26 protein-coding genes are annotated in these 24,801 nt (G+C 58.8%); 8 read left to right on the top strand and 18 right to left on the bottom strand.

What is annotated here, in order from left to right; all coding sequences use genetic code 11:
* Positions 1–135 precede the first annotated feature (135 nt).
* Together lexA and dinB are read left to right on the top strand one after the other, a co-directional pair.
* The gene (gene lexA, locus ACPF7Z_RS06715; RefSeq protein ID WP_425192462.1) at positions 136–780 is read left to right on the top strand and encodes a transcriptional repressor LexA; all 645 of its coding nucleotides are present in this window, start codon (positions 136–138) and stop codon (positions 778–780) included.
* A gap of 15 nt (positions 781–795) precedes the next feature.
* Positions 796–1,851 (top strand): DNA polymerase IV, encoded by a 1,056-nt coding sequence (gene dinB / locus ACPF7Z_RS06710; RefSeq protein ID WP_425192461.1) that lies wholly within the window; start codon positions 796–798, stop codon positions 1,849–1,851.
* A gap of 3 nt (positions 1,852–1,854) precedes the next feature.
* On the opposite strand, the gene ACPF7Z_RS06705 is transcribed toward dinB, so the two are convergent.
* Positions 1,855–2,526: an energy-coupling factor ABC transporter permease gene (locus ACPF7Z_RS06705; protein ID WP_425192460.1), complete on the bottom strand. Its 672-nt coding sequence runs from the start codon at positions 2,524–2,526 to the stop codon at positions 1,855–1,857.
* Positions 2,527–2,747: 221 nt separating this feature from the next.
* Here ACPF7Z_RS06705 and ACPF7Z_RS06700 point away from each other — a divergent pair, with 221 nt between their 5' ends.
* Positions 2,748–4,355, top strand: coding sequence for a ribonuclease J (locus ACPF7Z_RS06700; RefSeq protein ID WP_425192459.1), 1,608 nt, complete (start codon positions 2,748–2,750; stop codon positions 4,353–4,355).
* Between the two features lie 141 nt (positions 4,356–4,496).
* Here the strand turns inward: ACPF7Z_RS06700 and ACPF7Z_RS06695 are convergent, their stop codons facing one another.
* The 10 genes from ACPF7Z_RS06695 to ACPF7Z_RS06650 all read right to left on the bottom strand — a co-directional run bounded on the left by ACPF7Z_RS06695 (position 4,497) and on the right by ACPF7Z_RS06650 (position 12,238).
* Complete coding sequence (locus ACPF7Z_RS06695; RefSeq protein WP_425192458.1) at positions 4,497–4,784, bottom strand: hypothetical protein; 288 nt, start codon at positions 4,782–4,784, stop codon at positions 4,497–4,499.
* Positions 4,785–4,961: 177 nt separating this feature from the next.
* A complete protein-coding gene (gene moaA, locus ACPF7Z_RS06690) occupies positions 4,962–5,954 on the bottom strand; it encodes a GTP 3',8-cyclase MoaA (protein WP_425192487.1) in 993 nt (330 codons plus the stop codon).
* The gene (gene moaE, locus ACPF7Z_RS06685) at positions 5,948–6,400 is read right to left on the bottom strand and encodes a molybdopterin synthase catalytic subunit MoaE (RefSeq protein ID WP_425192457.1); all 453 of its coding nucleotides are present in this window, start codon (positions 6,398–6,400) and stop codon (positions 5,948–5,950) included. Before moaE ends, moaA begins: the two co-directional genes overlap by 7 nt.
* Positions 6,401–6,402: 2 nt before the next feature.
* Positions 6,403–7,272 carry a cyclic pyranopterin monophosphate synthase MoaC gene (gene moaC / locus ACPF7Z_RS06680; RefSeq protein WP_425192456.1) on the bottom strand — a complete coding sequence of 290 codons (870 nt, stop codon included), beginning with the start codon at positions 7,270–7,272 and terminating at the stop codon, positions 6,403–6,405.
* The gene (gene glp, locus ACPF7Z_RS06675) at positions 7,269–8,543 is read right to left on the bottom strand and encodes a gephyrin-like molybdotransferase Glp (protein ID WP_425192455.1); all 1,275 of its coding nucleotides are present in this window, start codon (positions 8,541–8,543) and stop codon (positions 7,269–7,271) included. Before glp ends, moaC begins: the two co-directional genes overlap by 4 nt.
* Positions 8,540–9,112, bottom strand: coding sequence for a molybdopterin-guanine dinucleotide biosynthesis protein B (gene mobB / locus ACPF7Z_RS06670; RefSeq protein ID WP_425192453.1), 573 nt, complete (start codon positions 9,110–9,112; stop codon positions 8,540–8,542). Before mobB ends, glp begins: the two co-directional genes overlap by 4 nt.
* A 167-nt stretch (positions 9,113–9,279) precedes the next feature.
* Entirely contained in the window at positions 9,280–9,879 is a 600-nt protein-coding gene (gene mobA / locus ACPF7Z_RS06665) for a molybdenum cofactor guanylyltransferase MobA (protein ID WP_425192451.1), read from the bottom strand.
* A gap of 92 nt (positions 9,880–9,971) precedes the next feature.
* Complete coding sequence (locus ACPF7Z_RS06660; RefSeq protein ID WP_425192450.1) at positions 9,972–10,646, bottom strand: ABC transporter ATP-binding protein; 675 nt, start codon at positions 10,644–10,646, stop codon at positions 9,972–9,974.
* 2 nt (positions 10,647–10,648) lie between these two features.
* Positions 10,649–11,356, bottom strand: a complete 708-nt coding sequence (locus ACPF7Z_RS06655; RefSeq protein WP_425192448.1) for an ABC transporter permease — start codon at positions 11,354–11,356, stop codon at positions 10,649–10,651.
* A gap of 15 nt (positions 11,357–11,371) precedes the next feature.
* Complete coding sequence (locus ACPF7Z_RS06650) at positions 11,372–12,238, bottom strand: substrate-binding domain-containing protein (protein WP_425192446.1); 867 nt, start codon at positions 12,236–12,238, stop codon at positions 11,372–11,374.
* 293 nt (positions 12,239–12,531) lie between these two features.
* Here ACPF7Z_RS06650 and ACPF7Z_RS06645 point away from each other — a divergent pair, with 293 nt between their 5' ends.
* The 3 genes from ACPF7Z_RS06645 to ACPF7Z_RS06635 all read left to right on the top strand — a co-directional run bounded on the left by ACPF7Z_RS06645 (position 12,532) and on the right by ACPF7Z_RS06635 (position 16,678).
* A complete protein-coding gene (locus ACPF7Z_RS06645; protein ID WP_425192444.1) occupies positions 12,532–13,890 on the top strand; it encodes a sigma-54-dependent transcriptional regulator in 1,359 nt (452 codons plus the stop codon).
* A 10-nt stretch (positions 13,891–13,900) separates the two neighbouring features.
* Positions 13,901–16,018 (top strand): sensor histidine kinase, encoded by a 2,118-nt coding sequence (locus tag ACPF7Z_RS06640; protein WP_425192442.1) that lies wholly within the window; start codon positions 13,901–13,903, stop codon positions 16,016–16,018.
* Positions 16,019–16,096: 78 nt separating this feature from the next.
* Complete coding sequence (locus ACPF7Z_RS06635; protein ID WP_425192440.1) at positions 16,097–16,678, top strand: cupin domain-containing protein; 582 nt, start codon at positions 16,097–16,099, stop codon at positions 16,676–16,678.
* Positions 16,679–16,685: 7 nt separating this feature from the next.
* Here ACPF7Z_RS06635 and ACPF7Z_RS06630 read toward each other — a convergent pair whose 3' ends face one another.
* From ACPF7Z_RS06630 to ACPF7Z_RS06600, 7 genes are all read right to left on the bottom strand, one after another.
* Entirely contained in the window at positions 16,686–17,930 is a 1,245-nt protein-coding gene (locus ACPF7Z_RS06630) for a uracil-xanthine permease family protein (RefSeq protein ID WP_425192438.1), read from the bottom strand.
* A 123-nt stretch (positions 17,931–18,053) separates the two neighbouring features.
* Complete coding sequence (gene upp, locus ACPF7Z_RS06625) at positions 18,054–18,680, bottom strand: uracil phosphoribosyltransferase (RefSeq protein WP_425192436.1); 627 nt, start codon at positions 18,678–18,680, stop codon at positions 18,054–18,056.
* A gap of 70 nt (positions 18,681–18,750) precedes the next feature.
* A complete protein-coding gene (gene ung, locus ACPF7Z_RS06620) occupies positions 18,751–19,440 on the bottom strand; it encodes a uracil-DNA glycosylase (RefSeq protein ID WP_425192434.1) in 690 nt (229 codons plus the stop codon).
* A gap of 177 nt (positions 19,441–19,617) precedes the next feature.
* Positions 19,618–20,106, bottom strand: coding sequence for a xanthine phosphoribosyltransferase (gene gpt / locus ACPF7Z_RS06615; protein WP_425192432.1), 489 nt, complete (start codon positions 20,104–20,106; stop codon positions 19,618–19,620).
* 7 nt (positions 20,107–20,113) lie between these two features.
* Positions 20,114–20,659 (bottom strand): adenine phosphoribosyltransferase, encoded by a 546-nt coding sequence (locus ACPF7Z_RS06610; protein WP_425192430.1) that lies wholly within the window; start codon positions 20,657–20,659, stop codon positions 20,114–20,116.
* 8 nt (positions 20,660–20,667) lie between these two features.
* Complete coding sequence (locus ACPF7Z_RS06605) at positions 20,668–21,972, bottom strand: NCS2 family permease (RefSeq protein ID WP_425192428.1); 1,305 nt, start codon at positions 21,970–21,972, stop codon at positions 20,668–20,670.
* Positions 21,973–22,017: 45 nt separating this feature from the next.
* Positions 22,018–22,632, bottom strand: coding sequence for a riboflavin synthase subunit alpha (locus tag ACPF7Z_RS06600; protein ID WP_425192426.1), 615 nt, complete (start codon positions 22,630–22,632; stop codon positions 22,018–22,020).
* A gap of 428 nt (positions 22,633–23,060) precedes the next feature.
* Here ACPF7Z_RS06600 and ACPF7Z_RS06595 point away from each other — a divergent pair, with 428 nt between their 5' ends.
* Both ACPF7Z_RS06595 and ACPF7Z_RS06590 read left to right on the top strand, forming a co-directional pair.
* On the top strand, positions 23,061–24,104 hold the full coding sequence (locus ACPF7Z_RS06595) for a methionine ABC transporter ATP-binding protein (protein ID WP_425192424.1): 1,044 nt from the start codon (positions 23,061–23,063) through the stop codon (positions 24,102–24,104).
* Positions 24,085–24,738, top strand: coding sequence for a methionine ABC transporter permease (locus ACPF7Z_RS06590; protein WP_425192422.1), 654 nt, complete (start codon positions 24,085–24,087; stop codon positions 24,736–24,738). Before ACPF7Z_RS06595 ends, ACPF7Z_RS06590 begins: the two co-directional genes overlap by 20 nt.
* The last annotated feature ends 63 nt before the right edge of the window (positions 24,739–24,801 follow it).

Raw genomic sequence — 24,801 nt, 5'->3', positions numbered from 1 at the left:
AATCTCCTCAGACTACTCAATCACGACCACCGACGCTATTACACCGCTAACGATCGATTTCCAACGCCTGTATTACTGGATACAATCCCATGCTGTATACTTGCACAAACCACCAGTGGTAATCGCGGAGATTCCATGACCCGTCCCCTCACCCCCCGTCAACAGAATGTCTATGACTTCATCGTCAAGACCATGCAGGAACAGGGCTACCCCCCGACCCGTGCCGAAATTGCTCGAGCGCTGGGCTTTCGTTCGCCCAACGCCGCAGAGGAACATCTACGAGCGCTGAGCAAGAAAGGCGTGATCCGCATGATTCCCGGCACATCCCGAGGCATTCGTCTCGCCCAACCGGAAAACGACGATCATCCTGCCGAGACCGGCCAAGGCTTGCCTGTCATCGGCGAAGTCGCCGCGGGTAGTCCGATGCTGGCCGCCGCCCATATCGATCGTTACTGTCCTCTGCCCGCAGATTATTTCACCCCCCATGCCGACTATCTCTTGCGTGTGCGCGGGCTCTCCATGCGCGATATCGGCATTCTCGAAGGCGATCTTTTGGCGGTACACCGGACCACCCGGGTGCGTGACGGCCAGATCGTCGTGGCCCGCATGGAAGACGATGTTACCGTCAAGCGCATTCAGCGCGACGGCCATCGGGTCTGGTTGCTGCCGGAGAATGCCGACTTCTCACCTATCGAGATCGATCTGCGCCGCGAGCATCTCGAAATCGAGGGAATAGGCGTCGGCGTGATTCGTGGTGGCAATGGCCAAGCCCTCGGCTAATCGTTAGAGGCCCGCGTGCGCAAGATCCTGCATGCCGACTGCGACTGTTTCTATGCCGCCGTGGAGATGCGCGACAATCCGAGCCTGCGCGAGATTCCTCTGGCAATTGGCGGTAGCGCCGATCGACGTGGCGTCATTGCGACCTGCAATTACCCGGCCCGGGCCTTTGGCATTCACTCCGCCATGCCTACGTCCCAGGCAATGCGGCTGTGCCCCGAACTGACGCTGATGCCGGCGGACTTCCCTCGATATCGCGCAGTTTCCGAACGCATTCAGGCGATTTTTTACGAACTGACCCCGCTGGTCGAACCCCTTTCCCTGGACGAAGCCTTCCTGGATGTCAGCGCGGTCACCCGATTCAAGGGCAGTGCCACCTGGATGGCTCGCTGGCTCAAGGATGAGGCCTTGAGACGCACAGGGATCACGCTGTCCATTGGTGTGGCGCCCAGCAAGTTCCTGGCCAAGATCGCCAGTGACTGGGACAAGCCCGATGGGCTCCACGTCATTACTCCCGACGACACCGAATCATTCGTCGCAGCCCTGCCCGTGGGCAAGCTTCACGGCGTCGGCCCTGCCACGGCGACGAAGCTACGTAACATGGGGATTACCACCTGCAGCCATCTACGCGATTGGCCGCTGGAGACCCTGCTCGAGCGTTTCGGCAAGTTCGGCACCCGACTGTATGAACTGGCTCGAGGTCAGGATGACCGCCCGGTCAGGGTCGAGCGCGAGCGTAAATCCGTGAGTGCCGAAAACACCTTCCATCGCGACCTGGCCGGGCTCACCGAGTGCCGAGCCGAACTGCCGGCGCTGATCGAGCGTCTCGGCCAGCGTCTCGAACGGCATGGGAACCCGCCGATCAAGGGCCTGTTCGTCAAGGTACGCTTCAACGATTTCTCCATGACCACGCTGGAAGGCCTGGGCCGTCAAGCATCGACCGAGCGTTTCCTCGCCCTGCTCGATGAGGCCTGGAAGCGCGGTAGCCGTCCGGTACGCTTGCTTGGTGTAGGGGTGCGCCTGGTGCCTGCCGACAGCGCAAGGCAGTTGACTCTGTTCGATGAACAGCAGTAACCCTTACTTCGTATCGATGTAACGATGACTGTCAAAGGTCAGGACCCAGTGAGGGTGATAGACCAGTAACAAACTGAGTATCGTACCGGTGACGAATGCCTCTGAAGGCAACAACAATGGCAGGAATAGAGCATATTCGCCAATCAAGCGCAGCACCTCCGGGTCATTGCTGCCCAACCATATGATCCCGATGGTGCAGATCCCGCTGATCAGCGTTGCCAGCGCCGAGCCGAAGAAACCACAGACAAAAAGAAACACAAATAGATTGTCCGGCATGCGTCGGTCCACCAGGCGCCAGGTCGCCACACTGATCAGGGCCGGTATTACCCCGGTGACCAGTATGTTGACCCCCAACAAGGGCCAGGCAATCTTGCCGATCACGACCATCGCCAGATTGATCAACGCATTGGCCAACAGCGCCAACGGCGCGGTGAATACCAGTGTTAGAAACACCGTAAACATCAGATGCAGGGTGAGCCAGTCGATGGCTTGGGCACGTAGCTGCCACATCAGCATGACAAAGACCGTGGCGCCTAGCAGGCGATGCTGCAGTGGACGATCCTGCTCGAGCCGCTGCCAGGGAAACAACCAGAATGCTCTTACCAGCACGCTCATGCTAAGCAGTGCGGTTAGAATCAGTATCCAGGGGGCGAGGACAACAGCAGCAAACGACATGGAGAACTCATACGAACTCGAGAAAAAGATCATACGGGGTCAATCTGTGTAGTGAAGCCAACGACCCGCGTTCATTCATTGTGACGTCGCCCTAGCATCACGTATAGTAAAAATCTTTTTAGCCGCCAATGCCTATGATGCTTCACTCCCGCGTACAGCTTCGTCCTCGCCGTCGTCCCCCCTTACATTTCCTGCCCTTGGGCGGCTGCGGTGAGATCGGTATGAACCTGAGCCTCTACGGTTTCGGCGACGACTGGATAGCGGTCGATTGCGGCATGATGATCCGTCAGGATCTACCCGACTCCCCTCTGCAAGTCCCCAACATCGATGGGCTGCCGGCGCTGGGCATTACCCCGCGGGCCCTGGTCATTACCCACGGTCATGAAGATCATATCGGTGCAGCCGCCTGGCTGTGGCCGCATTGGGGCTGTCCTATTCATGCGACACCGCTAGCCGCGGGCCTCTTACGCGCCAAATTCATCGAACGCGGTCTCGCCACCGACGCCATCCGAGTCGTCGAACCGGGGGACGCCCTGGAAATCGGCGTTTTCGCTCTGCGTTATCTTCCTCTGCCCCACTCGATTCCCGAAAGCTGTGCGCTGTTGCTTTTGACGCCTCACCATCGAGTGCTGCACAGCGGGGACTGGAAGCTCGACCCTGACCCCTTGATCGGCTCTGCAATCGATGAGGAACTCTTTCGCTCTCTGGCACCCATCGATCTGCTGGTAGGTGATTCCACCAACGCCCCGATGCCTGGCCGATCGCGCAGCGAAGGCGATGTTGCTCGCGCCTTGGAAGAGACGCTAGGGAACTGTACGGGTCGCGTCATCGTCTCCTGCTTCGCCAGCAATCTGGCTCGCGTGCTTGCCATCGGACGCGCCGCGTCGCGTTGTGGTCGACGCGTCAGCCTGATGGGGCGCTCCATGGAACGCATGGTACGCATCGCCCGCGGACTGGGTTATCTGGAAGATTTCCCGCCTCTGGTGCCGGTACGCGATCTCGGGTATTTACCCGCGCAGGAAGTGGTAGTCATCGCGACCGGCAGTCAAGGCGAACCGCGCGCAGCGCTATCCCGGCTTGCCCAGGGCCGCCACCCGGATTTCGAACTGCAGGAGGGAGACACGGTCATCTTCTCTGCCAAGGCGATCCCCGGCAACGAACGTCTCATCGAACGACTGTACAATGGCTTGCGGCGTCTGAATGTCGCTATTCTCGAGGAACGCCTGCATCCCGAATTGCACGCTTCCGGCCATCCCGCCCAGGAGGAACTGCATACTTTCTATGAATGGCTCAAGCCGCGTTATCTACTCCCGGTGCATGGCGAGCATTCTCATCAAAGCGCCCACCAGACGCTGGCTAGAACCAGAAACATCAACGCACCGCTGATTCCGATCAATGGCGATCTCGTACGCTTCGATCATGAAGGATTGACGGTAGAAACCCGCTATTCGCAGACGCCGCGGATCATCACGGAGGATCGAGTACAGGCGTTGGCGGGTCTGCAAGCGCCCAAGGGAGATCGCCGCGAGCGTTTTGGTGAGCTGTTCATTCTGATCGCCGTCGCTCCCGAGTCGACGGGCTGGCTGCGTATCGGGCGCTTGCTGATCGATGCGTCGGTCCCATTGGCACTCGATGAAGACAGTTTCGCCGATTGGATCGACACCACGCTCGAGCAAGCAGCGGCGACCACCCTTGTTCAACTTCGAGAACGCTTGCAACCCCTAATGATGCAATGGCTCGCCGACCACCTGCGTCATTTACCCACCGTTCATCTGCAACTGACACCTGCGGAGATAAATTTCACGACAAATGCCGAACAATCTTTATAAACGCATATGTGAAAGACAGCCTCGAATCTTACCTACTTGAACTGCGCATACTAAAAAAGAAGCGGAGTGGTTATAAACCGCTTCTTATATTCTTATAACGAATCGAGCATGGTAGCCAAGAAACGTTTTCCGCGAAGGTGGTTATGTCTTGGCATTCTTGGGCGGGCGTCCTCGACGGCGGCGAGGTTGCTCGCCGACCAAGTCATCGACGGAAAGGCCCGCATCATTAATGGCTTCACGAATCTCGGCGAGCTTGCGAGCCTTTTGCTCTTGTTCTTCACGCCGATAAATATCTTCCTGCTGTTTCTGCTCGATCACTTCGCTGATGACTTCTGCCAATTTATGTAGCTGCTCCATGCTCAGCTGTCGAGCAGCGGCACGAGCGACATTTTTATTACGTGCGATTCGTTCAAGAGATTCGGTGGACATCGGACTCCTCCGTGCGAGAGATTATTGGCCACTCAAAGCTTATTATCATAAAAGTATATGCTTACTTACCCGATTGACAAGACATGCCAACGACTAATAACAAAAAAAGAAGTATTCATCCAAAAAAACAGCGATCATGGATCGCTGTTAATCGGAAAAAGCAATCGATAATCGCTATTACCCGCCGGTCATGTTCATGAATCGCACGACTTGTACATCGCCATCGGTCGTGAAATGGTGACGCTCCGGTTTGAGAGCCATGGCATCGACAATACGTGCTTTCAACGCATCGATATCACCGGGATAGCGTCGCAGGGTCTCGCGTAAGTCTACAGAATGCTCATTGCCAAGACAGAGCAGAAGTCGCCCTTCCGCCGTCACTCGCACACGATTGCAGGTCGAACAGAAGTTGTGGCTATGCGGCGAGATGAAACCGACTCTAGAAGAACTATCCGGCATGCGAAAATAACGTGAAGGCCCTAGGGTGGTTTCGGTGGTCGGCAAGAGTACATGGCGAGATTCAATGATGGCTTGAACGTCATCGCTGGAGCAGTAGGTTTCACCCCGAGAGTGATCCGATACGTCGCCTAAAGGCATCTCCTCGATGAAACTGATATCGACAGATTCACGTCGCGCAAATTCCACCAGGTCAAGCACCTCATTGTCGTTCCGACCCTTGAGAATGACGGCATTCAGCTTGATGCGATCAAAGCCGGCATCTTGGGCCGCATGCATTCCATCGATCACCTTGTGCAAATCGCCGGTACGGGTCAGTTTCTTGAAGAGCGCAGGATCCAGCGAGTCCAGACTGATATTCAGGCGCTGCAATCCCCCCTGACGCAAGGCAGGGGCATGTTTGACCAAGCCGGCCCCGTTGGTGGTCATGGCGAAATCCCGGAGGCCGTCGAGCTTGCCGATTTCAGACACCAGCTCATCGATTCCCCGACGCACCAGGGGCTCGCCCCCCGTCAGGCGAATCTTTTCCACCCCCAGTTCAGTGAAGGCCCGGGCGACGGTTGCCAATTCTTCTAACGTGAGAATCTGCGCCCGAGGCAAGAAGGTCATCTCTTCGCTCATGCAATAAACACAGCGAAAATCGCAGCGGTCGGTGACGGAAATCCGGACATAGCTCACCACGCGCTGAAAATCGTCGATCAATTGCGTCATGATACCTCCCAACGCTTGGCATCCTGCTTGTCGGAGTCACGTTCTGATACCCAGTAGTGCCCCCCCGCCGTGTGCTCCTTTTTCCAGAAGGGCGCCTGGGTCTTGAGATAATCCATGATGAAATCACACGCCTCGAAGGCGTTGCGGCGATGAGCACTGGCGACCGCCACCAGTACGATCGGATCGCCAGGTTCGAGACGACCGATACGATGAATCAGACGCACGTCCTGCAACGACCAGCGCTGCTCGGCCTCGCTCACAATGCGGGCAAGTGCCTGTTCGGTCATGCCCGGATAATGCTCGAGAGACAAGGCCTTTACTTCCGGACTCTCATTGAAATCCCGTACCAGCCCGGTAAAACATACCACGGCCCCGACGTCGGTACGTCCTTCGAGCAAGGCCTTGTGCTCTTCACCGACATCGAACGGTTGCGTCTGTACGTTGATCATTCTCATCCCCCCGTCACCGGTGGAAAAAAAGCCACTTCATCCCCTTCGGTCAACAGGGTCTCTTCAGCGCTCATCACCTGATTGACAGCACACAATACACGCTGTTCGCGCAGCAGGGCAAAGCGCTCGTCCTGTTGCTCGAGGGCGCTTTTGAGTCCTGCAATGGTGGGCGAGGGAAGGGCCGTATAGGCAACACTGATATCGCTGACGCCGAGGCGTTCCCGCAGTTCCGCAAGACACTTGACATGGATGCAGGACTGCTCCGTATCCAGCATGACACCGACATTGCCCTCGAAACACTTGCCGGTCACGATGGGAGTCATACCGCCGGCCTGCTCCGGCTCCGACGTCACAGTGTCAATCGCGGTCGAAGAGGCACTGGCCTCTCCGGCTGCACCGGGCTGGCGTTGATAATCTCCGGACTTGCCGCCGGTCTTGGAGAGCAGTTGAATGGCATCGATACGCATATCCTTGTCCACCGCCTTGCACATGTCGTACAAAGTCAGACAGGCTACCGATACAGCGGTCAACGCCTCCATCTCGACCCCGGTGCGGCCGGTCAGACGACAGGCGGCACTCACATCGACACTCGCCTCCGCCTCATTGAGAACGAAGTCGATACTGACCTTGGACAGCGCCAGGGCGTGACACAGCGGGATCAATTCAGAGGTCCGCTTGGCCGCCTGTATACCGGCAATACGTGCCGTGGCCAGGACATCGCCCTTGGGCAGCCCCCCCTCGGCGAGGAGCGCCAGGGTCTCCGCGCGCATGTGAATTCGTCCACTGGCTACCGCTTCGCGACGAGTTTCTGTCTTGTCGGCGACATCGACCATGTGCGCCTCGCCACGTGAATTGAGATGCGTCAGGCTCATGTCAGCTCCCCAAAGGGTTGTAAGGTCACGGTTTCGCCTTGTGCCACACCGGCGCGGGCCGCCTCGATTTCGATCAGACAGTTGGCCGCTACCATCGATGACAGGATACCCGAGCCCTGGCGTCCGGTCGTGCGCACATGCAGGCGCCCTTGATCATCGCAGGCATAGACGCCGCGTAGAAAATCGACGCGCCCCTGACGACTTTGCAGCGGCTCGTCGGCAATGGCCGTCAGACGACGCGGCTGCCATTGGTGTTCTCCCAACAGCGTGCGTAGCAAGGGCTGCACGAATTGCAGGAAGGTCACCATCACGGCTACCGGGTTGCCCGGCAGCCCAAAGAAAGGAATCTCGTGCTCCCCCAGGGTGCCGAAGGCCAGCGGCCTTCCCGGTCGAATGGCGATACGCCAGAAGCCGAGTCGGCCCGTGTCATCCAGCGCCTTTCGGGTCAAGTCCGCCTGCCCCACGGATACGCCGCCGCTGGTGATGACCATGTCAGCTTTCTGCGTCGCCTCCTCCAGGGCGCCCCGAATGTAAGTAAAATCGTCGGCAAGAATCCCTAGATCGATCACTTCGCAGCCCAGCCGCGTCAGTAGCCCGTGCAGAGAAAAGCGATTGGAGTCGAAGATTCCCGCCGCAGGTAGCGTTTCACCCGGTGCGGTCACTTCATCGCCGGTGGAAAAGATGGCGACCCGCGGGCGACGCACGACCCGCGCCTCGATCATCCCGAGAGATGCCAGCAATCCCAGATGCTGGGGTTTCAACCGGGTCCCTGCACTCAAGGCTTTCGTGCCGCGAGGGATGTCCTCCCCCGCCTCACGCACGTTCTGGCCCCGGCGTACCCGATCCGCCTGCTGTACCTCGACCCAGCGCCCCACGCCTTCTTGTGACTCTTCCTGTGCCCAGAGCAGCTGCTCGGACATGATGACGGTATCGGCCCCTTCGGGCAGTGGCGCACCGGTCGTGATGGTCACCGCCTGGCCAGGAGAAAGACGGCCATCAAAGCGGCTGCCGGCAAGCACCTCTCCCTGAAGCGCGAACCGGGTTTGTCCGTTATCACCGGGCCAGCTCATGGCGATGCCATCCATGGCCGCATTGGTATTTTGCGGCACATCAATGGGTGATATCGCATCCTCCGCCAGCACCCGATCCAATGACGCCGATAGCGATACAGACTCACTTTCCAGTGAGTTGGGCGCCAACTCACGTAAGGCATCGAGGGCTTCATCGACGCTGAGCATGCGCTCACCAAGCTCGAAACAGGACAGGCTCATTGCCGGCCTCCCGTCCCGCGAGGTTGGCGTCGCTGGGTCCACTGTTGCGGCCAGGCCGCGATATAGTCGGTCAGAGCATCGAGATCATTCAGATCCAGGATTTCGACGCCCTCGGGCAGCGTCAGCGCGTCGTCGCTGGCGACAACCTGCACCCAGCCATCGCTGTCGGCCAATAGTGGTTTTTCAAGAACGGGACGGAAGAGTTCCAGCTTGGGCACTGGCCAGGCCTTGAAACCTTCGATGAGCACCAGATCCGGATGCAAGGGCCTAACCTGATCGATCAGCATGGCAAGATCCGCCTCGGTGCGATCCGGCGTTTCCATCATCAGCGCGAAACGTGCCTTCGAGGCGACCAGCATGGGTGCCGCGCCGGCGGCGCGCAGACGATGGCTATCCTTTCCGGGCTGATCTACATCGAAGCCGTGGTGGGCATGCTTGATGACCGCGACGCGGACTCCTCGTTCCGCCAGACGCGGCAACAAGGCTTCGAGCAGGGTGGTTTTCCCTGTGCCGCTCCAGGCGGCGATACCCAGCAAGGGCAGTGTTTCGTTGGCAAGATCGAGTGTCATGATGTTCTATAATCTGCGAATTTGTGGTGTGCGGTGACGCTCTCACCCAGGTTACGCTGTCAATATTCAAGGCAACCATCGTACCGAGATTGCGCCCATGACAGCGAATAAAATCCTGAAATCACCGGCTTATCATTTTGTCACTGCCGGTGACTCATCCTACTGTGTCACGTTGACCCATCACGCTCGAGTCGCTGGGCCAGGTTCGTCTTGTCTTCAGGGGTATTGAGATTGGTAAAGGCCAGTGCCTGATCGCTGAAATCCACGTGACACCAGACATGACGCTCATACCAGCGATCGATCTTGCGCTCACCGGCCGCCAGGGCCTCGCGGAGATCCTCGGCCAGCTCGCGACGTATCAGCGCGATGACCGGATGTGCGCGCTCGCCGTCATGAGCCACGGCGATATCACACCCGCCGATATTATCGATCATGCGCACGACCAGATCTTCCGGTAGCGCCGGTGTATCACAGGGTACGACGAGCACCCAGGGGGTCGATGCAGCGGATAATCCACTTAGAATCCCCATCAAGGGGCCCTTGAAGTCGTCTTCGAGATCGGTAATCACCGGATAGCCAAGTCGCTCATAGGCCTCGAGTGTACGATTGGCATTGATCAGCACCGAGCCCGCCTGCCCTGCCAGACGCGACAGAACATGCACGATCAAGGGCTGGCCGCACCAACATATCCAACCTTTGTCCACGCCGCCCATACGGCGTCCCTGGCCGCCGGCCAATACCAGCAGGGTAATGTCATCTTGAGTCATGGGAGTCCGTGATTAATGGCCAGTGCCCAGCATAACTCTCATGGGGTGCGGATGGCATGATCAAGATCAGGACTGATTCAATATGAATGCGCTCAGCGCAAGATGCGTTCTGCTTCAAAAAAGGCGTTCGGCGCACTCTCCTGCAGAGTGCCGTCGCGGAGTTGCCATAAGCGCTGACAGCGCTCGGTCAGAACGCTTGAATGATGGGCGCTCATGATGACGGCGCAACCGGCCCGCGCCAGATCGGCCACCAGGGTATCCACATCGGCAATGGCCTGGGCATCCAGATTGGCGGTGGGTTCATCTAAAAGAAGTACGTCGGGTTGCATCGACCAGGCCCGAGCCAATGCCAGACGCAAGCGTTCACCACCGGATAATGATCGTGCCGATTGGTGTCCTTGCCGTTCGAGGCCGCACCAGATGAGCATGCGCCGGACGTGCGCCTGAGTATCACGCCGCCCCAGACCATGCCAGCGGGCCGCCAGACGAAGGTTCTCGGATACGCTGGTATCGAACATGTAGGGCGTTTGATGCAGATAGATCACTCGTCCCGGACAAGGAGGAAGCTGCCATTGCCGATCGAGCCGCCAGTGTACGGTGCCTTGGCGAGGCGTCTCCAAGCCCGCCAGTATTCTCAGTAACGTGGTCTTACCACTGCCATTGTCGCCCAGCAGGTGCACCATATCTCGACCCGACCATTGCAGCCGATCGATCATCCATAGCGGCTTGGCCGCGAAGCCATGAGAAAGCTGATTGATGTCTAGCATATTCAGGAACTCAAGGTCTGCTGTCCGCGCCCGCGCAACATTCCCAGCAACAGGTTCAGGATCAGCGCCAGCACCAGCAATACCAATCCCAGGGCGATGCCCTGAGCATATTCGCCCTTGAGGGTCTCGAGGGCGATTGCCGTGGTGATGTTGCGAGTAAAATGTTCGATATTGCCGCCTACCATCACGGCGCTACCCACTTCGGCGATGATCCGCCCGAAGGAGGCGACGATCGCCGCCATGACGCCGAAACGCGCCTCGCCCAGCAAACGCCACAAGGCCGCCCCACGCCCGGCGCCATGCAGGCGTGCGGTCTCCCAGGCACGTTGATCGACCCCCTGCAAGGCACTGTGCAGCATGGCAACCAGCAAAGGAATGGCCAATAACCATTGACCGATGACCATCGCCGGCTGGGTGAACAATAGCCGCCACTCTCCCAACGGGCCGCTGCGCGAAAGCAGCATGAACAGCACCAGCCCCACCACCACGGTGGGTACCGCCATCAAGGTATTGGCCAGGGAAATCAGCAGCCAGCGCCCCGGAAACGTAAGGCGCGCCAGCATCAAGGCGATCAGCAGTGCCGGCGGAATGGCAAACAGCATGGCGGCCAGCGATACCCGAAACGAGACACCTATGATCTCCCACAGATCGGGATCGAAGGAAATCAGCAGTATCAGGGCTGCCCGGGTGGATTCCAGCAATTCAGACATCGCCGGCCCTTGTCATCATTGGCTGCCACCCCCGCTCACTGCCTTTTGCGGCGATACCTTCTCACCGGCGCTCGCATGAAACAGCGCCTCGCCTTCGAGACGGAACGCACCAATCGCCTGCTGCCCTTCCTCGGAGATCAGCCACTCGGCCAATGCACGCGCGCCATCGGTATTGAGATCGTCGTAACGCTCAGGATTGACCAGAATCACCTGATAGGGATTGAACAAGCGCTCATCCCCCTGCATGAGCAGGCTCAAATCCAGCTTGTCCTGCATCGCCAGCCAGGTACCACGATCGGTCAGCGTATAGGCCTGAAGCTCGCTCGCCATTTGCAACACCTTGCCCATGCCCTGACCCACGGCACGATAGCCTTCGAAGCCGGGCTCGATATCGCTCGACTGCCACAGTGCAAGCTCTTTCTTGTGGGTACCGGAATCGTCTCCTCGAGAAACGAACAGCGCGTCACTGTCGGCGATGCGCTGGAAGGCTTCCGTTGCGTTCTCGAGACCCTCGATGTCGGCGGGATCGTTCTCGGGCCCGACGATGACAAAATCGTTGTACATTACGCCGTGGGGCTCGACGCCATAGCCGGCCTCGACAAACTCCTTTTCCGCCGCCGGCGCATGAATCATCACCAGATCGGCGTCGCCATCCTGGCCCATGCGCAGTGCCTTGCCGGTTCCTACGGCAATGACCTGGACCCGATAGGGATGATCGGCCTGAAACTGGGGCAGCAGCTCATCCAGCAGACCGGAATTGTAGGTGCTGGTGGTGGTGGCCAGACGGATGATCTCATCCTCTGCCGCCAGCACCGGAGATGCGAGCAAAGTAGCGCCTATGACGATCGCGGCTTTGCGCAGGGGAACGGATAACCTCATCATGATTCTCGATCCTTACTGGTACTGTTGTCGAAGCACTAATGTAAAACGACATTGCCTAGCGGCGATCGCCGCTAGGACGCCATCGAATGGTCGCGGACATTTCGCTGTCGTGCCCGTTCCATCTTCTTTCACTAGCAAGCAACATGCCCATTCTCGCATCCTTGTCGCGACCCTTGGCGGATTGCCGTTTTAAATCGCCTTCTTTACCATGAAAAAAATCATAGACGCACCCGAAGTGCGCCACATTGACCCGTATCGGGACAAACTGACTCGCTCGATGGAGGGTTGCCTGCATGACCGTGCCTAGTGAACTACCTACCGCCTCGGTGCTGATCGTCGATGACGAGCCCGGCATGTGCCGTTATTTGAGCAAGGCGCTGGCGCCTCGTTTCGCCATGCTCGAAACCGCCGGCACCCTGGCGGACGCCGAGGCGCTGCGTCAGCGGCTACATTTTGACCTCTTGCTGGTGGATGTACGTCTACCCGATCGCAGCGGTATCGAGTGGCACGAGGCGTTGGGAGCGGATCGGCGCAGCGATATCATCTTCATGACCGCCTATGCGGATCTCGAAATGGCCATCCATGCGCTGCGAGTCGGTGCGAGCGATTTCATCATGAAGCCATTTCGCCTCGAGCAGCTGCTCAATGCCGTGGATCGCTGTCTGGAGCGCCGCCGCCTGGCTCGGGAAAATTTTGTTTTGCGCCGTGAAGCGGCGCAGCTACATCCGGCCCAGGACAGTATGCTGGGCAACAGCACGGCCATTCGCGAGGTTCAGGCCATCATCGAGCGCGTGGCGCCCACCCCGTCCGCCGTCATGATCACTGGGGAGTCGGGTACCGGTAAGGAGCTGGCCGCCCGTGACCTGCATCGCCTCTCCCGTCGCTTGGGGGCCTTCGTCCCCCTTAACTGTGGCGCCGTGGCCGGTGAATTGCTCGAGTCGGAGCTGTTCGGTCATGTCAAAGGTGCTTTCACCGGGGCGGTCAAGACCCGCGAAGGCCTGTTCACCTACGCCGATGGCGGCACCCTCTTTCTCGACGAAATCGCTGAGATGCCGCTCGCCATGCAGGCAAAGCTGCTGCGGGTCATCGAAACAAAACGGATTCGCCCGGTGGGCGGCGAGCAGGAACAGCCAGTGGACGTACGCATCGTGACCGCCACTCACCGGGACATGGAACAGGAAGTTGCCGCGGGGCGCTTTCGCGAAGACCTTTACTACCGGCTCAATGTATTGACGATCAGGCTGCCGTCCCTGCGCGAGCGTACCGACGACATCGCGTTGCTCACGCATCATTTTTCCCAGCATCTATCCCATGAGTTGGGCTTGCCGGCGCTGCCCTGGCAACATGACGATCTCGAGCGCATGACGCGTCACTCCTGGCCCGGCAACATCCGCGAACTCAAGAATTTCGTCGAGCGCTGCATCCTGCTGGGCAAATTACCCAGAGAGCTTCTCGAAGAGGGTGCGAGTGAACAGCACGAAAGCGATGCCATCAATGTGCCTCTCGACTGGTCCCTCGAAACGCTGGAACGGCACCATCTATTGACGGTACTCCACGCCAACGATGGCAACAAATCGCGGGCTGCCCGCAGCCTGGGCGTGTCACGCAAGACCCTCGATCGCAAACTCGCTGCCTGGCAGGATTCGATGTGAAGAGTGCAATGTGAAGAGATTGCGACGCTGGTTGGACGTCTCGATTCGGCGTCGTCTGCTATGGATGGCCAGCGTTCCCCTGTTGCTGTTCAGCCTGGCCCTGGTCGGTCTGACCTACTACTGGACCAATGCCTATAGCGATCGACAGCTCTACATGAAGGTGAGAGCCGATCTGGCCGTGGCCAGTCGCTTGCTCGAGGGCCTGATCGAACAGCAGCAAGCGCGACTGGAGGAACTGGCCGACAGTTATGCCTTGACCACCGCGCTGGAAGGCAATGGGATACAACCCCTTGATGCCGTACTCGAAGAAACCCGGATCGCCAACGAACTCGACTGGCTGCGCCCGCTGCCCCCTGGCGACTTGACGGCTCAGCTAGGGATCGGGGTGGCACAACGCTTGCGCCAGGACGAAACGGTCGCTGGGCTGGAGGCACTGGCACCGGGGCGACTGGATGCCATTGACCCATTACTTTCCGATCTCGCGCGGCTGGCCTTGCAGGACACACCGCGGGCACGGCCCACTGCACGCCAGGTCGAACGCCGAGGACTGGTCCTGCGTATCCTCTACCCGCTCAAGGACCGTCGAGGGCGCTTGCGTCTGGTGCTCGATGGGGGACGCCTGCTCAACCGGGATGCAGCGCTCGTCGACGATATTCGCGATCTGCTTTATGGCCCCGGCACACTGCCGGAAAACAGCGAGGGCACGGTCACCTTGTTTCTGAGCGATGTCAGAATCGCCACAAACGTCCGCCTGACCAATGGTGAACGCGCCATCGGCACTCGGGTGTCGCGCCAGGTGGCTCATCAGGTACTCGAGCAGGGCGAACGCTTCATCGATCGTGCCTTCGTGGTCAGCGACTGGTACGTCGCCGCCTATGAAGCCTTGAGAAACATACAGGGCGAACGTATCGGCATGATCTATGCGGGTTATCCCGAAGCGCCCTTTACACGACTGTATCGCGAGACCCTGTTGCAGATTGCCGTCACGCTGATACTGGTCACCTTGCTTTCCCTTGCCCTCGTCCTGCGTGGTGTCGAGCGTTTGTCAGCACCGATTCGACGTATGCATCAGGTCATTCGCGGAGTCCGGGAAGATAATCATCTGCGCATCGGCGAACTTGGCAGCGAAGATGAACTGGCAGAACTGGCCCGGGAATTCGATGCCATGCTCGATCGCCTGGAGGTACACCAGAATGAATTGCGCCGTGCCGCTGCCGAGCTCGAACGCCGTGTCGATGAGCGCACCCACTCTCTGCGTGACAAGACTCGCGCCCTCGAGAAACACGTCGCCTTGCTCAAGCAGGCACGCACTCGGCTGCTGACCCAGGAAAAGCTGGCGGCGCTGGGTGAGTTGACCGCCGGCATCGCTCACGAAATCAACAACCCCGCCGCGGTGATTCTCGGCCATGTCGAGCTCATCGAACAGCAGCTCGGTCCCGCTGCGGCGGCGCCGGTCAAGGAAGAGATCGACATCATCATTGCCCAGGTGGAGCGCATCCGCGCCTTGATCGATAACCTATTGCACTATTCTCATCAAAGGCATTCTCATCAGGGGCATTCTCGTCCCGGCCATCCACGCCCCCCGCTACAGCGTCACGATGTCAACGACATCGTTACCAGCACCGACACGCTGGTACGCCACACCCTCGACAAGCATGACCAACGGCTGACGCTGGAGCTCAATGCACGGCGCCAGGTGGAGTGCGACAGTGCCCAGCTGCAGCAGGTATTGATCAACCTGATCCTCAATGCCGTGCAATCCGGCGATGCTGGCCAGTGCATCGCACTGACGACTCGGGACAGCAATCAGTATACCGAGCCTGGCGTAAGTATCGCCGTCAGCGATCAAGGCGCTGGCATTCCCGAGCATCTGAAAGCCCGTATCTTCGACCCCTTCTTCACCACTCGCGAGGCCGGTTCCGGACTTGGCCTGGCGATCTGTGCCGGCATCCTTCGACGTGGCGGCGGCGATATCAGCGTTACCTCGATACCGGGCCAAGGCGCCACCTTTCATGTCTGGCTACCCTGTCACGCGCCCTCCGGCGCCTTCGAGGATGACATCGCCCGCAAACTGCTCGAGGGTCTCAGCGATGCCGCTCAGCCAGGCGAATACGGCCCTCCTGGATGAAGGGATCGATTTTCCGCGCTTATCGAGCCCTTGATGAAGAGGTATCATACCGTCAAGGATGTTCAACAAGGATGCTCAATGAGCGGATTCAATGTCGGCACACGTCTCAAACAATTGCGTCAAAGCCGTGACCTTTCTCAGCGCGAACTGGCCAAGCGTGCCGGGGTGACCAATAGCACCATTTCACTGATCGAACAGAACAGTGTCAGCCCCTCGGTCAGCTCGCTGAAGAAGATACTCGACGCCCTGCCCGTTTCCATCAGTGAATTCTTCGCCGGAGAAGAACTCGCCAATGCCCAGGTTTTCTATCGCGCGGCTGAGTTGACAGAGATCGGGGACGGCATGCTCTCCTGGCGTCTGGTGGGGGCACGACGCCCCAATCGCAGCATGTCGATTCTCTACGAGCATTACCCTCCCGGCGCCGATACCGGCGAGGACATGCTCGAACACGCAGGCGAGGAAGGCGGCGTCATTGTAGCGGGCAGCATCGAGATCTCGGTCAATGGCGACACTCAGGTGCTGACCCAGGGCGATGCCTATTATTTCGACTCCCGACTGCCTCATCGTTTTCGCAATACCGGCGACAGCGACTGCGTGATCGTCAGTGCCAATACGCCGCCCTCCTTTGCTGAGGGCGGTGATACCCAGCATCACGGCTGAGGATGGATCAGTGATAATCCTCCCGGGCTGGTGGCAGCACTAGATTCAGCAGAATACCTACCACCGCGGCAAGACTGACACCCTGCAAGGCAAACTGGCCGCCACCGATCTGCATACCACCGATACCGAACACCAGGATCAGCGATACCACCACCAGATTACGCGGCGCGGTCAGCGGCGCGCCCGCACGCACGAGCGTATTCATCCCCACCACGGCGATCGAGCCGAACAGCAGCGTCATGATGCCGCCCATCACCGGCCCAGGAATGGTCTGCAGCAACATGCCAAGCTTGGCGACAAAAGCCAACACGATCGCAACGCCGGCGGCCACTACCATGATATTGGGATTGAAGTTACGGGTCAGCGTTACCGCCCCCGTCACCTCGGAATAGGTGGTATTGGGCGGTCCACCGAAGAGCGCTGCGGTAGAAGTGGCCAAGCCGTCGCCCAGCAGGGTGCGATGCAGACCCGGCTTGACAAGATAATTCTCTCGGGTTACCGAACCGATAGCGATCATGTCACCGATATGCTCGACCGCCGGGGCGATCGCCACCGGGATCATGAACAGAATCGCCGATAGATGAAAAGTCGGCGCAACGAAATCCGGCAGCGCCAGCCAGCTTGCTTGTTGCACCGGCGACAGGTCGACCACCCCCATCATCAGGCCCAACAGATAACCGATCAGAATACCGCCGAGGATCGGCACCAATCTCAGCATGCCGCGCCCGAAGACAGCCAGTATCAAGGTGGCCAGCAGGCTACTCATGGACAGAAAGATCGCCTGACCGTAGCCGATATTGTCGCTGGTTTCACCGGTGGCCATATCCACCGCCACCGGCGCCAGCGCCAGTCCGATGACCATGATCACAGGCCCAACCACCACCGGCGGCAGCAATCGATGTAACCAGCCGGTGCCCTTGAGCCGCACGAACTGGGAAATCACCGTATAGACCAGCCCTGCGGCAAACAGACCACCTAAGGTTGCGGGAATACCAAAATTCGCAATCGAACCCTGAATCGGGGCGATGAAGGCAAAGGACGAGGCCAGGAATACCGGCACGCTCTTACGGGTCACCCCATGAAACACGAGGGTACCGATACCCGCGGTGAATAGCGCCACGCTGGGATCGAGCCCGGTCAGCAGCGGCACCAGTACCAGTGCCCCGAAGGCGACGAACAGCATCTGCGAACCGGCCAGCAGCGTACGTGGCCAGGACTCGGTCGAAGGAGCCGAACTTACGGCATCGGTCATCAGAGAATCTCCAGAGTTATCGTTCTTGAGTCGTTACCTGCTCGGTCCACAGGCAAAAAAATGCCCCTGACGTTAGAAACGAAAGAGGCTTGTGATCACTTGCGTCCAGCCATCAAAACAACATTATCTAGTGCCAAAAATCCTGTCTCCCGCATCTCCTAATCCCGGCACGATATAACCATTCCCATCGAGTCGTTCGTCCACTGCCGCGGTATAGATTTCCACCTCTGGATGGGCCTCCTGCACGCGGCGAATGCCCTCCGGTGCGGCGACAAGCACGATGACCTTCATCCACTTGCAGCCGCGTTCCTTGAGCTTGTCCAGGGTAGCCACCATGGAACCGCCGGTGGCCAGCATCGGGTCGATGACGATCGCCAGGCGCTCGCCGAGGTCGTTGGCGAATTTCTCGAAGTACGCCACCGGCTCCAGGGTTTGCTCGTTGCGGTATAGCCCCACCACGCTTATTCGCGCACTGGGAATCAGATCGGTGACGCCATCGAGCATGCCCAGTCCCGCTCGCAGGATCGGCACAATGGTCACTTTCTTGCCTTTGAGTTGCTCAACCGCCACGTCGCCGCCCCAGCCCAGCACGGTGGAGGACTCGAGCTTTAGATCCTGAGTGGCTTCATAGGTCAGAAGCTTGGCGACTTCGCCGGCCAGCTCACGAAAGGCCTTGGTACTGACATCCGCGGCGCGCATGAGGCCTAGCTTGTGCTTGACCAGTGGATGATCGATGGTATGAACGCTCATTGCACGGTGTCCTCATGATAAATGCGATAATAAAGAACGCTTCAAAATGCGCTGAAAATTGTCGGCAATTTTACCGCGCTTGGGCTGACAACTGCCAATCGATGGCGCCCTTACCTTTGGCTTCGAGAAAGGCGTTGGCCTGGGAGAAATGCCGTTGCCCGAAGAATCCCCGATGTGCCGAGAGAGGCGAAGGATGCGGCGAATGCAGCACCAGATGCTTGTCCCGATCGACGAAAGAGGCTTTTTTCTGGGCATAGCTGCCCCACAGCAGAAACACCACATGGTCGCAGTGTTCATCGACGACCTGAATGGCACGATCGGTAAAACGCTCCCAGCCCTGGTTGCGGTGTGACCCGGCATTGCCCTGCTCGACGGTGAGCACACTGTTGAGTAACAGCACCCCCTGCTGAGCCCAGCTTTCCAGAAAACCATGATTGACCGGTGTCATGCCGACATCCTCGGCCAGCTCCTTGTAGATATTTTGCAACGATGGCGGTGTAGGTATATTCGGGCGTACCGAGAAGCACAATCCATGTGCCTGATTGGGACCGTGATAGGGGTCCTGCCCTAGGATCACCACCCGCACCTGATCGAGGGGTGTGAGTTCAAACGCGCGAAACCAGTTCGATGAATGGGGATAGATGACCTTGTGTGCGTCTTTCTCTCGTGCCAGGAAAGCACGCAGGGCCTGCATGTAAGGCGCATCGAACTCATCGCCCAGATAACGATTCCAGCTCTCGGGTAAAGGATTGGCGGACACACTCATCTCCTTGGAGCCTGCTCACGATCTAGCGAGTTAGAGTCAGACAAGGCAAATTCGGACGAAAAAACGGACTGGGCTCGCACGCGAGTTTGCTGGTGCAAATGAGTATTTTCACCGGGCTCGCGCACGAGTCCGAATTTAACAAAGTATGACCGACACGCAGCAGATCGTAGTTCATGTGCTAGGTCCTCGCACCTGATCCACCAGCGGCTCCACATAGGCGATGCCCATGTCCCAAGGGAACTGAATCCAGCAATCCTGAGCGACCTCGGTCAGGCACTGATCGACCAGCGGGCGCCCTTCCGGCTTGGCGTAGACGGTGACGAAGTGCGCCTTGGGCAGCATATCGCGTACTGCCCGGGCGGTCTTGCCGGTATCCACCAGATCATCGATCAGCAGCCAGCCATCACCGTCATGATCGACCCCTTTCATGACCTCGAGCCCGCCCTGGTCCATATGCTCATAACTCTTGATGCAGACCGTATCGATCAGTCGCACGTTGAGTTCGCGGGCAATCAGTGCGGCTGGGATCAACCCGCCGCGAGTGATCGCCACGATACCCTTGAAATCCCGCTCGACGAGTTGATGGCACAGTGCACGCACATCACGATGGAGCTGATCCCAGGAGACGGTAAAGTGTTGCTGATAGCGATTGGCAGTCATGGTCGGGTCACTCATCTTCGAGGAAGGAGCACACGGCAAACACCTCATGGCCGGCCTCTCGAATCTTCTGCGAGCCGCCCAGCTCGGGAAGATCGATGATGGTGGCAGTCTCCACCACCTGCCCGCCACTGCGCTGGATCAACTTGGCTGCGGCCAGCATGGTGCCACCGGTGGCGATCAGGTCATCCATTACCAGAATGCGATCATTGGCACGAAACGCATCGGAATGAAGCTCCACCGCGGATTCACCATATTCCAGCGTATAGGTCTCGCTGATGGTCCTGAACGGCAGCTTGCCTTTCTTGCGCACCGGCACGAAGCTACACCCCAGCTCGTAGGCCACCGGCGCGCCGATGATGAAGCCTCGCGCATCGATCGCGGCGATGGCATCCAGCTTCGAATCCTGATAGCGATGCACGAAACTATCGATCAGCTTGCGGAAGGCCGAATGATTCTGCAGCACCGGAGTAATATCCCGGAAGTTGACCCCTTTTTGTGGCCAATCCGGCACGGTGCGAATCACGGACTTGATGTAGTCGCCATAGATGCTCATGAGAAGCCTTAGTCGATGAACAGGAATTTAAGCGCAAACAGGATAGCCAACACGATCACCGCCGGATTGAGTTCCTTATAGCGACCGGACAATAGCTTGATGCCAGCATAGCTGATAAAGCCCAGGGCGATGCCGTTAGCGATGGAGTAGGTCAAGGGCATCGACAGCGCGGCGATCAGCACCGGACCCGCATCGGTGACATCCTCCCAGTTGGCATGAGCCAGGCTACCGCACATCAGCACCGCCACGTAGAGCAGTGCCCCGGCGGTGGCATAGACCGGGATCGACCCCGCCAGCGGCGCGAAGAACAGGCTGACCAGAAACAGGAGGGCGACGATCACTGCGGTCAGACCGGTACGCCCGCCGGCGGCAATGCCCGAGGCGCTCTCGATATAGCTGGTGGTCGAAGACGTACCCAATAGCGCGCCACTCATGGTGGCCGTGCTGTCCGCCATCAAGGCCTTGTTGAGCCGCGGCAGCTTGCCGTCCTTGTCGAGCAGACCACCGCGCTGGGCGACGCCGATCAAGGTACCGGCGGTGTCGAACAGATCGACGAACAGGAACGCAAAGACCACGCTGATCATGCTGATGTTCAAGGCCCCGGCAATATCCAGTTCCAGAAACACCGGCGCAATGGAAGGAGGCGTTGAAACGATACCGCCGAACTCACTGTGACCGAGTAGGATGGCCACGAAGGTGACCCCAAGGATGCCGATCATGACCGCCCCGATCACGCGCAGATAGGACAGCGCCGAGATCACGAAAAACCCGGCCAGCGTATACAGCGCCGCGGGCTGGGACAGGTCGCCGATAGTCACCAGCGTCGCGGAATGATCGACGACGATCCCCGCATTCTGCAAGGCAATGAGCGCCAGGAACAGACCGATACCCGCTGCAATTCCGAGGCGAAGTGACATGGGAATCGAGTTGATGATCCATTCACGGATGCGGAAGATGCTGAGCATAAAAAAGATGATGCCCGACAGGAATACCGCCCCCAGAGCGGCTTCCCAGGTATAGCCCATCCCCAACACGACGCCGAAGGTAAAGAAGGCATTGAGCCCCATGCCCGGTGCCAAGGCGATGGGATAATTGGCCCACAGCCCCATGATCAGACAGCCGATGGCGGCAGCGACACAAGTGGCGACGAATACGGCGCCGCTGTCCATCCCCGCCTGCGCCAGAATGCTGGGGTTGACGAAAATGATGTAGGCCATCGTCAGGAAGGTGGTGATACCGGCAACGATCTCGGTGCGGACTGAAGTGTTATGCTCATCCAGCCTGAAATAGTCGTTCAGATGCTTTTTCAACATGGGCTCGACCCCGTACATGATTGTTATAGATAGGTTGTGACTAGATCATCCCACACGATGCGACGCGAGCACTCGCTCCACGGTCTCGACGATGGCCTGGGTCTGAGGATCGATCTCGATGTTGACGCGATCCCCCGGAACACGTTCACCCAGGGTGGTGCGGGCCAATGTCTCGGGAATCAGATTGACGCAAAAACGTCGCCCCTGCACGTCGCCGATGGTCAAGCTGATCCCATCGATACCGATGTAGCCTTTTTCGAACAAAAAGCGCGCATACTCCGTAGGCAACTCAAACCATAGACGTTTATTGTTTGGTGCCTCTTCGATATCCGTGAGCTCGGCCATGCAAATGATATGTCCGGACATGACGTGACCGCCGATCTCATCGCCGAAACGGGCCGCGCGTTCGATATTGACCCGATCGCCCGGCACGAGGTCGCCCAGGTTGGTCAAGCGCAGGGTTTCGCGCATCAAATCGAAACTGACTCGCTCGTCGTCGATGGCGGTGACGGTAAGACAACAGCCGTTATGAGCCACGGAAGCCCCCAGCGCCAATCCCTCGAGCAGTGGCTTTGGCAGCGCCAGTACATGGGTGCGAAACTCGCTTTTTTCTTCGATTGACACCAGCTCGACCGTGCCCTGAACGATTCCAGTGAACATCCTGCTCTCCTGTTGCAAGACCGCTAGTCTAGGGAAAATTCACCCCGCGCGTCCACGCCGTATTACAGAAGTTCGACCGAGACGATGGGAGCATGAGCACCCGATTTCTCTGGCGTTTTCACTCCCATCATTGACAGCGAGCGCCGAGCTTTCTAACATCTCGCGCACATCATACAGGCGCCGATTTGATCCCGGATTGCGGGCGCCGAAGCCCTTGGGTCCCAGATTCCAGGGTTTGGAAATGCAGCTAAAAGGGTGTGTCCAGCATTAATGGCCGCCCTAATCTGTATCGGGTGGCTTACTGGTTTCGCATCCGCGGTGAAGCCACCCTCCTTGTCCGCACTTGTTCGCATCTTCGGTCAATCAACGCCCCGCGGCGGCCTATCTGCTTCCGCGTCCAAGCACGGCGCCACGACTCGACCAGGATAATGATCACACTCGAAAACGTTTCCAAGACCTACGGCAATGGCGCTCAGGCAATCCATGCCTTGAAGCCGACCGACCTGCATGTGCCCCAGGGCGCCATTCATGGCGTGATCGGGCTCTCCGGCGCGGGCAAGTCGACGCTGATCCGCTGTGTCAATCTACTCGAGCGCCCCAGTAGCGGTCGCGTTTTCGTTGATGGCCAAGAGCTTACCGCCCTTTCGTCTCGGGCGCTCAACCAGGCACGCCACCGGGTCGGCATGATCTTTCAGCACTTCAACCTGCTCTCCTCGCGCACGGTATTCGCCAATGTCGCCCTGCCCTTGGAACTGATGGGCGTTCCACGGCGCGAGATTCGCGAGCGCGTGCACCCACTGCTCGAGCTGACCGGCCTGACCGACAAGCACGACAAGTATCCTTCGGAGCTTTCCGGAGGTCAGAAGCAGCGTGTGGCGATCGCCCGGGCCCTGGCCAGCCGCCCCAAGGTATTATTGTGCGACGAGGCCACTTCGGCTCTGGATCCCCAGACCACCACGTCGATACTCGAACTGCTCAAGGACATCAACCGCAAGCTGGGACTGACCATTCTGCTGATCACCCACGAAATGGAAGTGGTCAAATCGATCTGCCATCGTGTCGGCCTGATCGCCAGCGGTGAACTGGTCGAGGAAGCGGATGTCGGCGATTTCTTTACCGCTCCCAAGACGCATCTCGGTCGCACCTTTCTCAATGCCTTTCTCGAACTGGAACCGCCTCAGGCCCTGGTCGAGCGCATGCAGGCTCAAGCCGGAGAGCATACCCATCCGGTGGTGCGTCTCGCCTTTACCGGCGATTCGGTGTCGATGCCTCTGATTTCTCGTCTGACGCGGGACTGCGATGTCGATGTCAGCATTCTTGAAGCCAAGGTCGAGTCGATCCAGGATCGCACCCTGGGGCTGATGATCGCTGAACTGATCGGCCCACAGGATCGGATTAGCGCGGCGCTGGACTATCTAAAAGCTCACGACCTGCAAGTGGAGGTGCTTGGCCATGTCCAACGCGATGCTTGAACTGATTCTCAAGGCCACCCTCGATACGCTCTACATGGTGGGGCTGTCCGGGCTCGTGGCAGCGGCCCTTGGGGTGCCGCTCGGCGTATTGCTCTATGTCACGCGTCCGGGACAGATACTCGCCCGGCCACTGACCAATCGCATCCTGGGCATCGTCACCAACGTCGGCCGCTCGATCCCCTTCATCATTCTGATGGTGGCGATCATTCCTTTCACGCGCCTGATTGCAGGCAGTTCGATCGGCACCAATGCGGCCATCGTGCCACTGACCATTGCCGCGATTCCCTTCGTGGCACGACTGGTAGAAGGAGCGCTCAACGAAATCTCTCCGGGGCTGATCGAAGCGGCCCAGTCCATGGGCGCAACGCCCTATCAGATCATCACCAAGGTACTGATTCCCGAGGCGCGCGGCGGCATCATCACCGGCCTGACCATCACCCTGGTCACTTTGATCAGCTACTCGGCCATGGCCGGCGCCGTAGGCGGCGGCGGTCTCGGCGACCTGGGTATTCGCTACGGTTACAACCGCTTCGACCCGATGGTGATGTTGATTACCGTGGTGATCCTGGTGGTGATGGTGCAGGGCTTTCAGAGCCTGGGGGATGCAATGGTACGCAAGGCCGACCACAAATGAGAACTCGCCCATGACGCCCATGAACCGGCTCTTCGGCAGATAACGTTGTTAATTTAAATAAGG

The sequence above is a fragment of the Halomonas sp. GXIMD04776 genome (assembly GCF_049808615.1).
Taxonomy (GTDB): Bacteria; Pseudomonadota; Gammaproteobacteria; order Pseudomonadales; family Halomonadaceae; genus Modicisalibacter.
This window is presented reverse-complemented; position numbering and strand designations above follow the sequence as displayed.

Bases quoted from the DNA above. Each gene is read 5' to 3' on its own strand.
- mobA (WP_425192451.1), bottom strand. From the start codon at position 9,879: ATGACTCAAGATGACATTACCCTGCTGGTATTGGCCGGCGGCCAGGGA.
- ACPF7Z_RS06700 (WP_425192459.1), top strand. From the start codon at position 2,748: ATGAACCTGAGCCTCTACGGTTTCGGCGACGACTGGATAGCGGTCGAT.
- moaE (WP_425192457.1), bottom strand. From the start codon at position 6,400: ATGATCAACGTACAGACGCAACCGTTCGATGTCGGTGAAGAGCACAAG.
- mobB (WP_425192453.1), bottom strand. From the start codon at position 9,112: ATGACACTCGATCTTGCCAACGAAACACTGCCCTTGCTGGGTATCGCC.
- ACPF7Z_RS06610 (WP_425192430.1), bottom strand. From the start codon at position 20,659: ATGAGCATCTATGGCGACTACATCAAGTCCGTGATTCGCACCGTGCCG.
- ACPF7Z_RS06595 (WP_425192424.1), top strand. From the start codon at position 23,061: ATGATCACACTCGAAAACGTTTCCAAGACCTACGGCAATGGCGCTCAG.
- upp (WP_425192436.1), bottom strand. From the start codon at position 18,680: ATGAGCGTTCATACCATCGATCATCCACTGGTCAAGCACAAGCTAGGC.
- ACPF7Z_RS06590 (WP_425192422.1), top strand. From the start codon at position 24,085: ATGTCCAACGCGATGCTTGAACTGATTCTCAAGGCCACCCTCGATACG.
- ACPF7Z_RS06645 (WP_425192444.1), top strand. From the start codon at position 12,532: ATGACCGTGCCTAGTGAACTACCTACCGCCTCGGTGCTGATCGTCGAT.
- ACPF7Z_RS06695 (WP_425192458.1), bottom strand. From the start codon at position 4,784: ATGTCCACCGAATCTCTTGAACGAATCGCACGTAATAAAAATGTCGCT.
- moaC (WP_425192456.1), bottom strand. From the start codon at position 7,272: ATGAGCCTGACGCATCTCAATTCACGTGGCGAGGCGCACATGGTCGAT.
- ACPF7Z_RS06600 (WP_425192426.1), bottom strand. From the start codon at position 22,632: ATGTTCACTGGAATCGTTCAGGGCACGGTCGAGCTGGTGTCAATCGAA.
- ACPF7Z_RS06650 (WP_425192446.1), bottom strand. From the start codon at position 12,238: ATGATGAGGTTATCCGTTCCCCTGCGCAAAGCCGCGATCGTCATAGGC.
- ACPF7Z_RS06630 (WP_425192438.1), bottom strand. From the start codon at position 17,930: ATGACCGATGCCGTAAGTTCGGCTCCTTCGACCGAGTCCTGGCCACGT.
- gpt (WP_425192432.1), bottom strand. From the start codon at position 20,106: ATGACTGCCAATCGCTATCAGCAACACTTTACCGTCTCCTGGGATCAG.
- ACPF7Z_RS06705 (WP_425192460.1), bottom strand. From the start codon at position 2,526: ATGTCGTTTGCTGCTGTTGTCCTCGCCCCCTGGATACTGATTCTAACC.
- glp (WP_425192455.1), bottom strand. From the start codon at position 8,543: ATGAGCCTGTCCTGTTTCGAGCTTGGTGAGCGCATGCTCAGCGTCGAT.
- ACPF7Z_RS06660 (WP_425192450.1), bottom strand. From the start codon at position 10,646: ATGCTAGACATCAATCAGCTTTCTCATGGCTTCGCGGCCAAGCCGCTA.
- lexA (WP_425192462.1), top strand. From the start codon at position 136: ATGACCCGTCCCCTCACCCCCCGTCAACAGAATGTCTATGACTTCATC.
- ACPF7Z_RS06635 (WP_425192440.1), top strand. From the start codon at position 16,097: ATGAGCGGATTCAATGTCGGCACACGTCTCAAACAATTGCGTCAAAGC.
- ACPF7Z_RS06655 (WP_425192448.1), bottom strand. From the start codon at position 11,356: ATGTCTGAATTGCTGGAATCCACCCGGGCAGCCCTGATACTGCTGATT.
- ACPF7Z_RS06605 (WP_425192428.1), bottom strand. From the start codon at position 21,972: ATGTTGAAAAAGCATCTGAACGACTATTTCAGGCTGGATGAGCATAAC.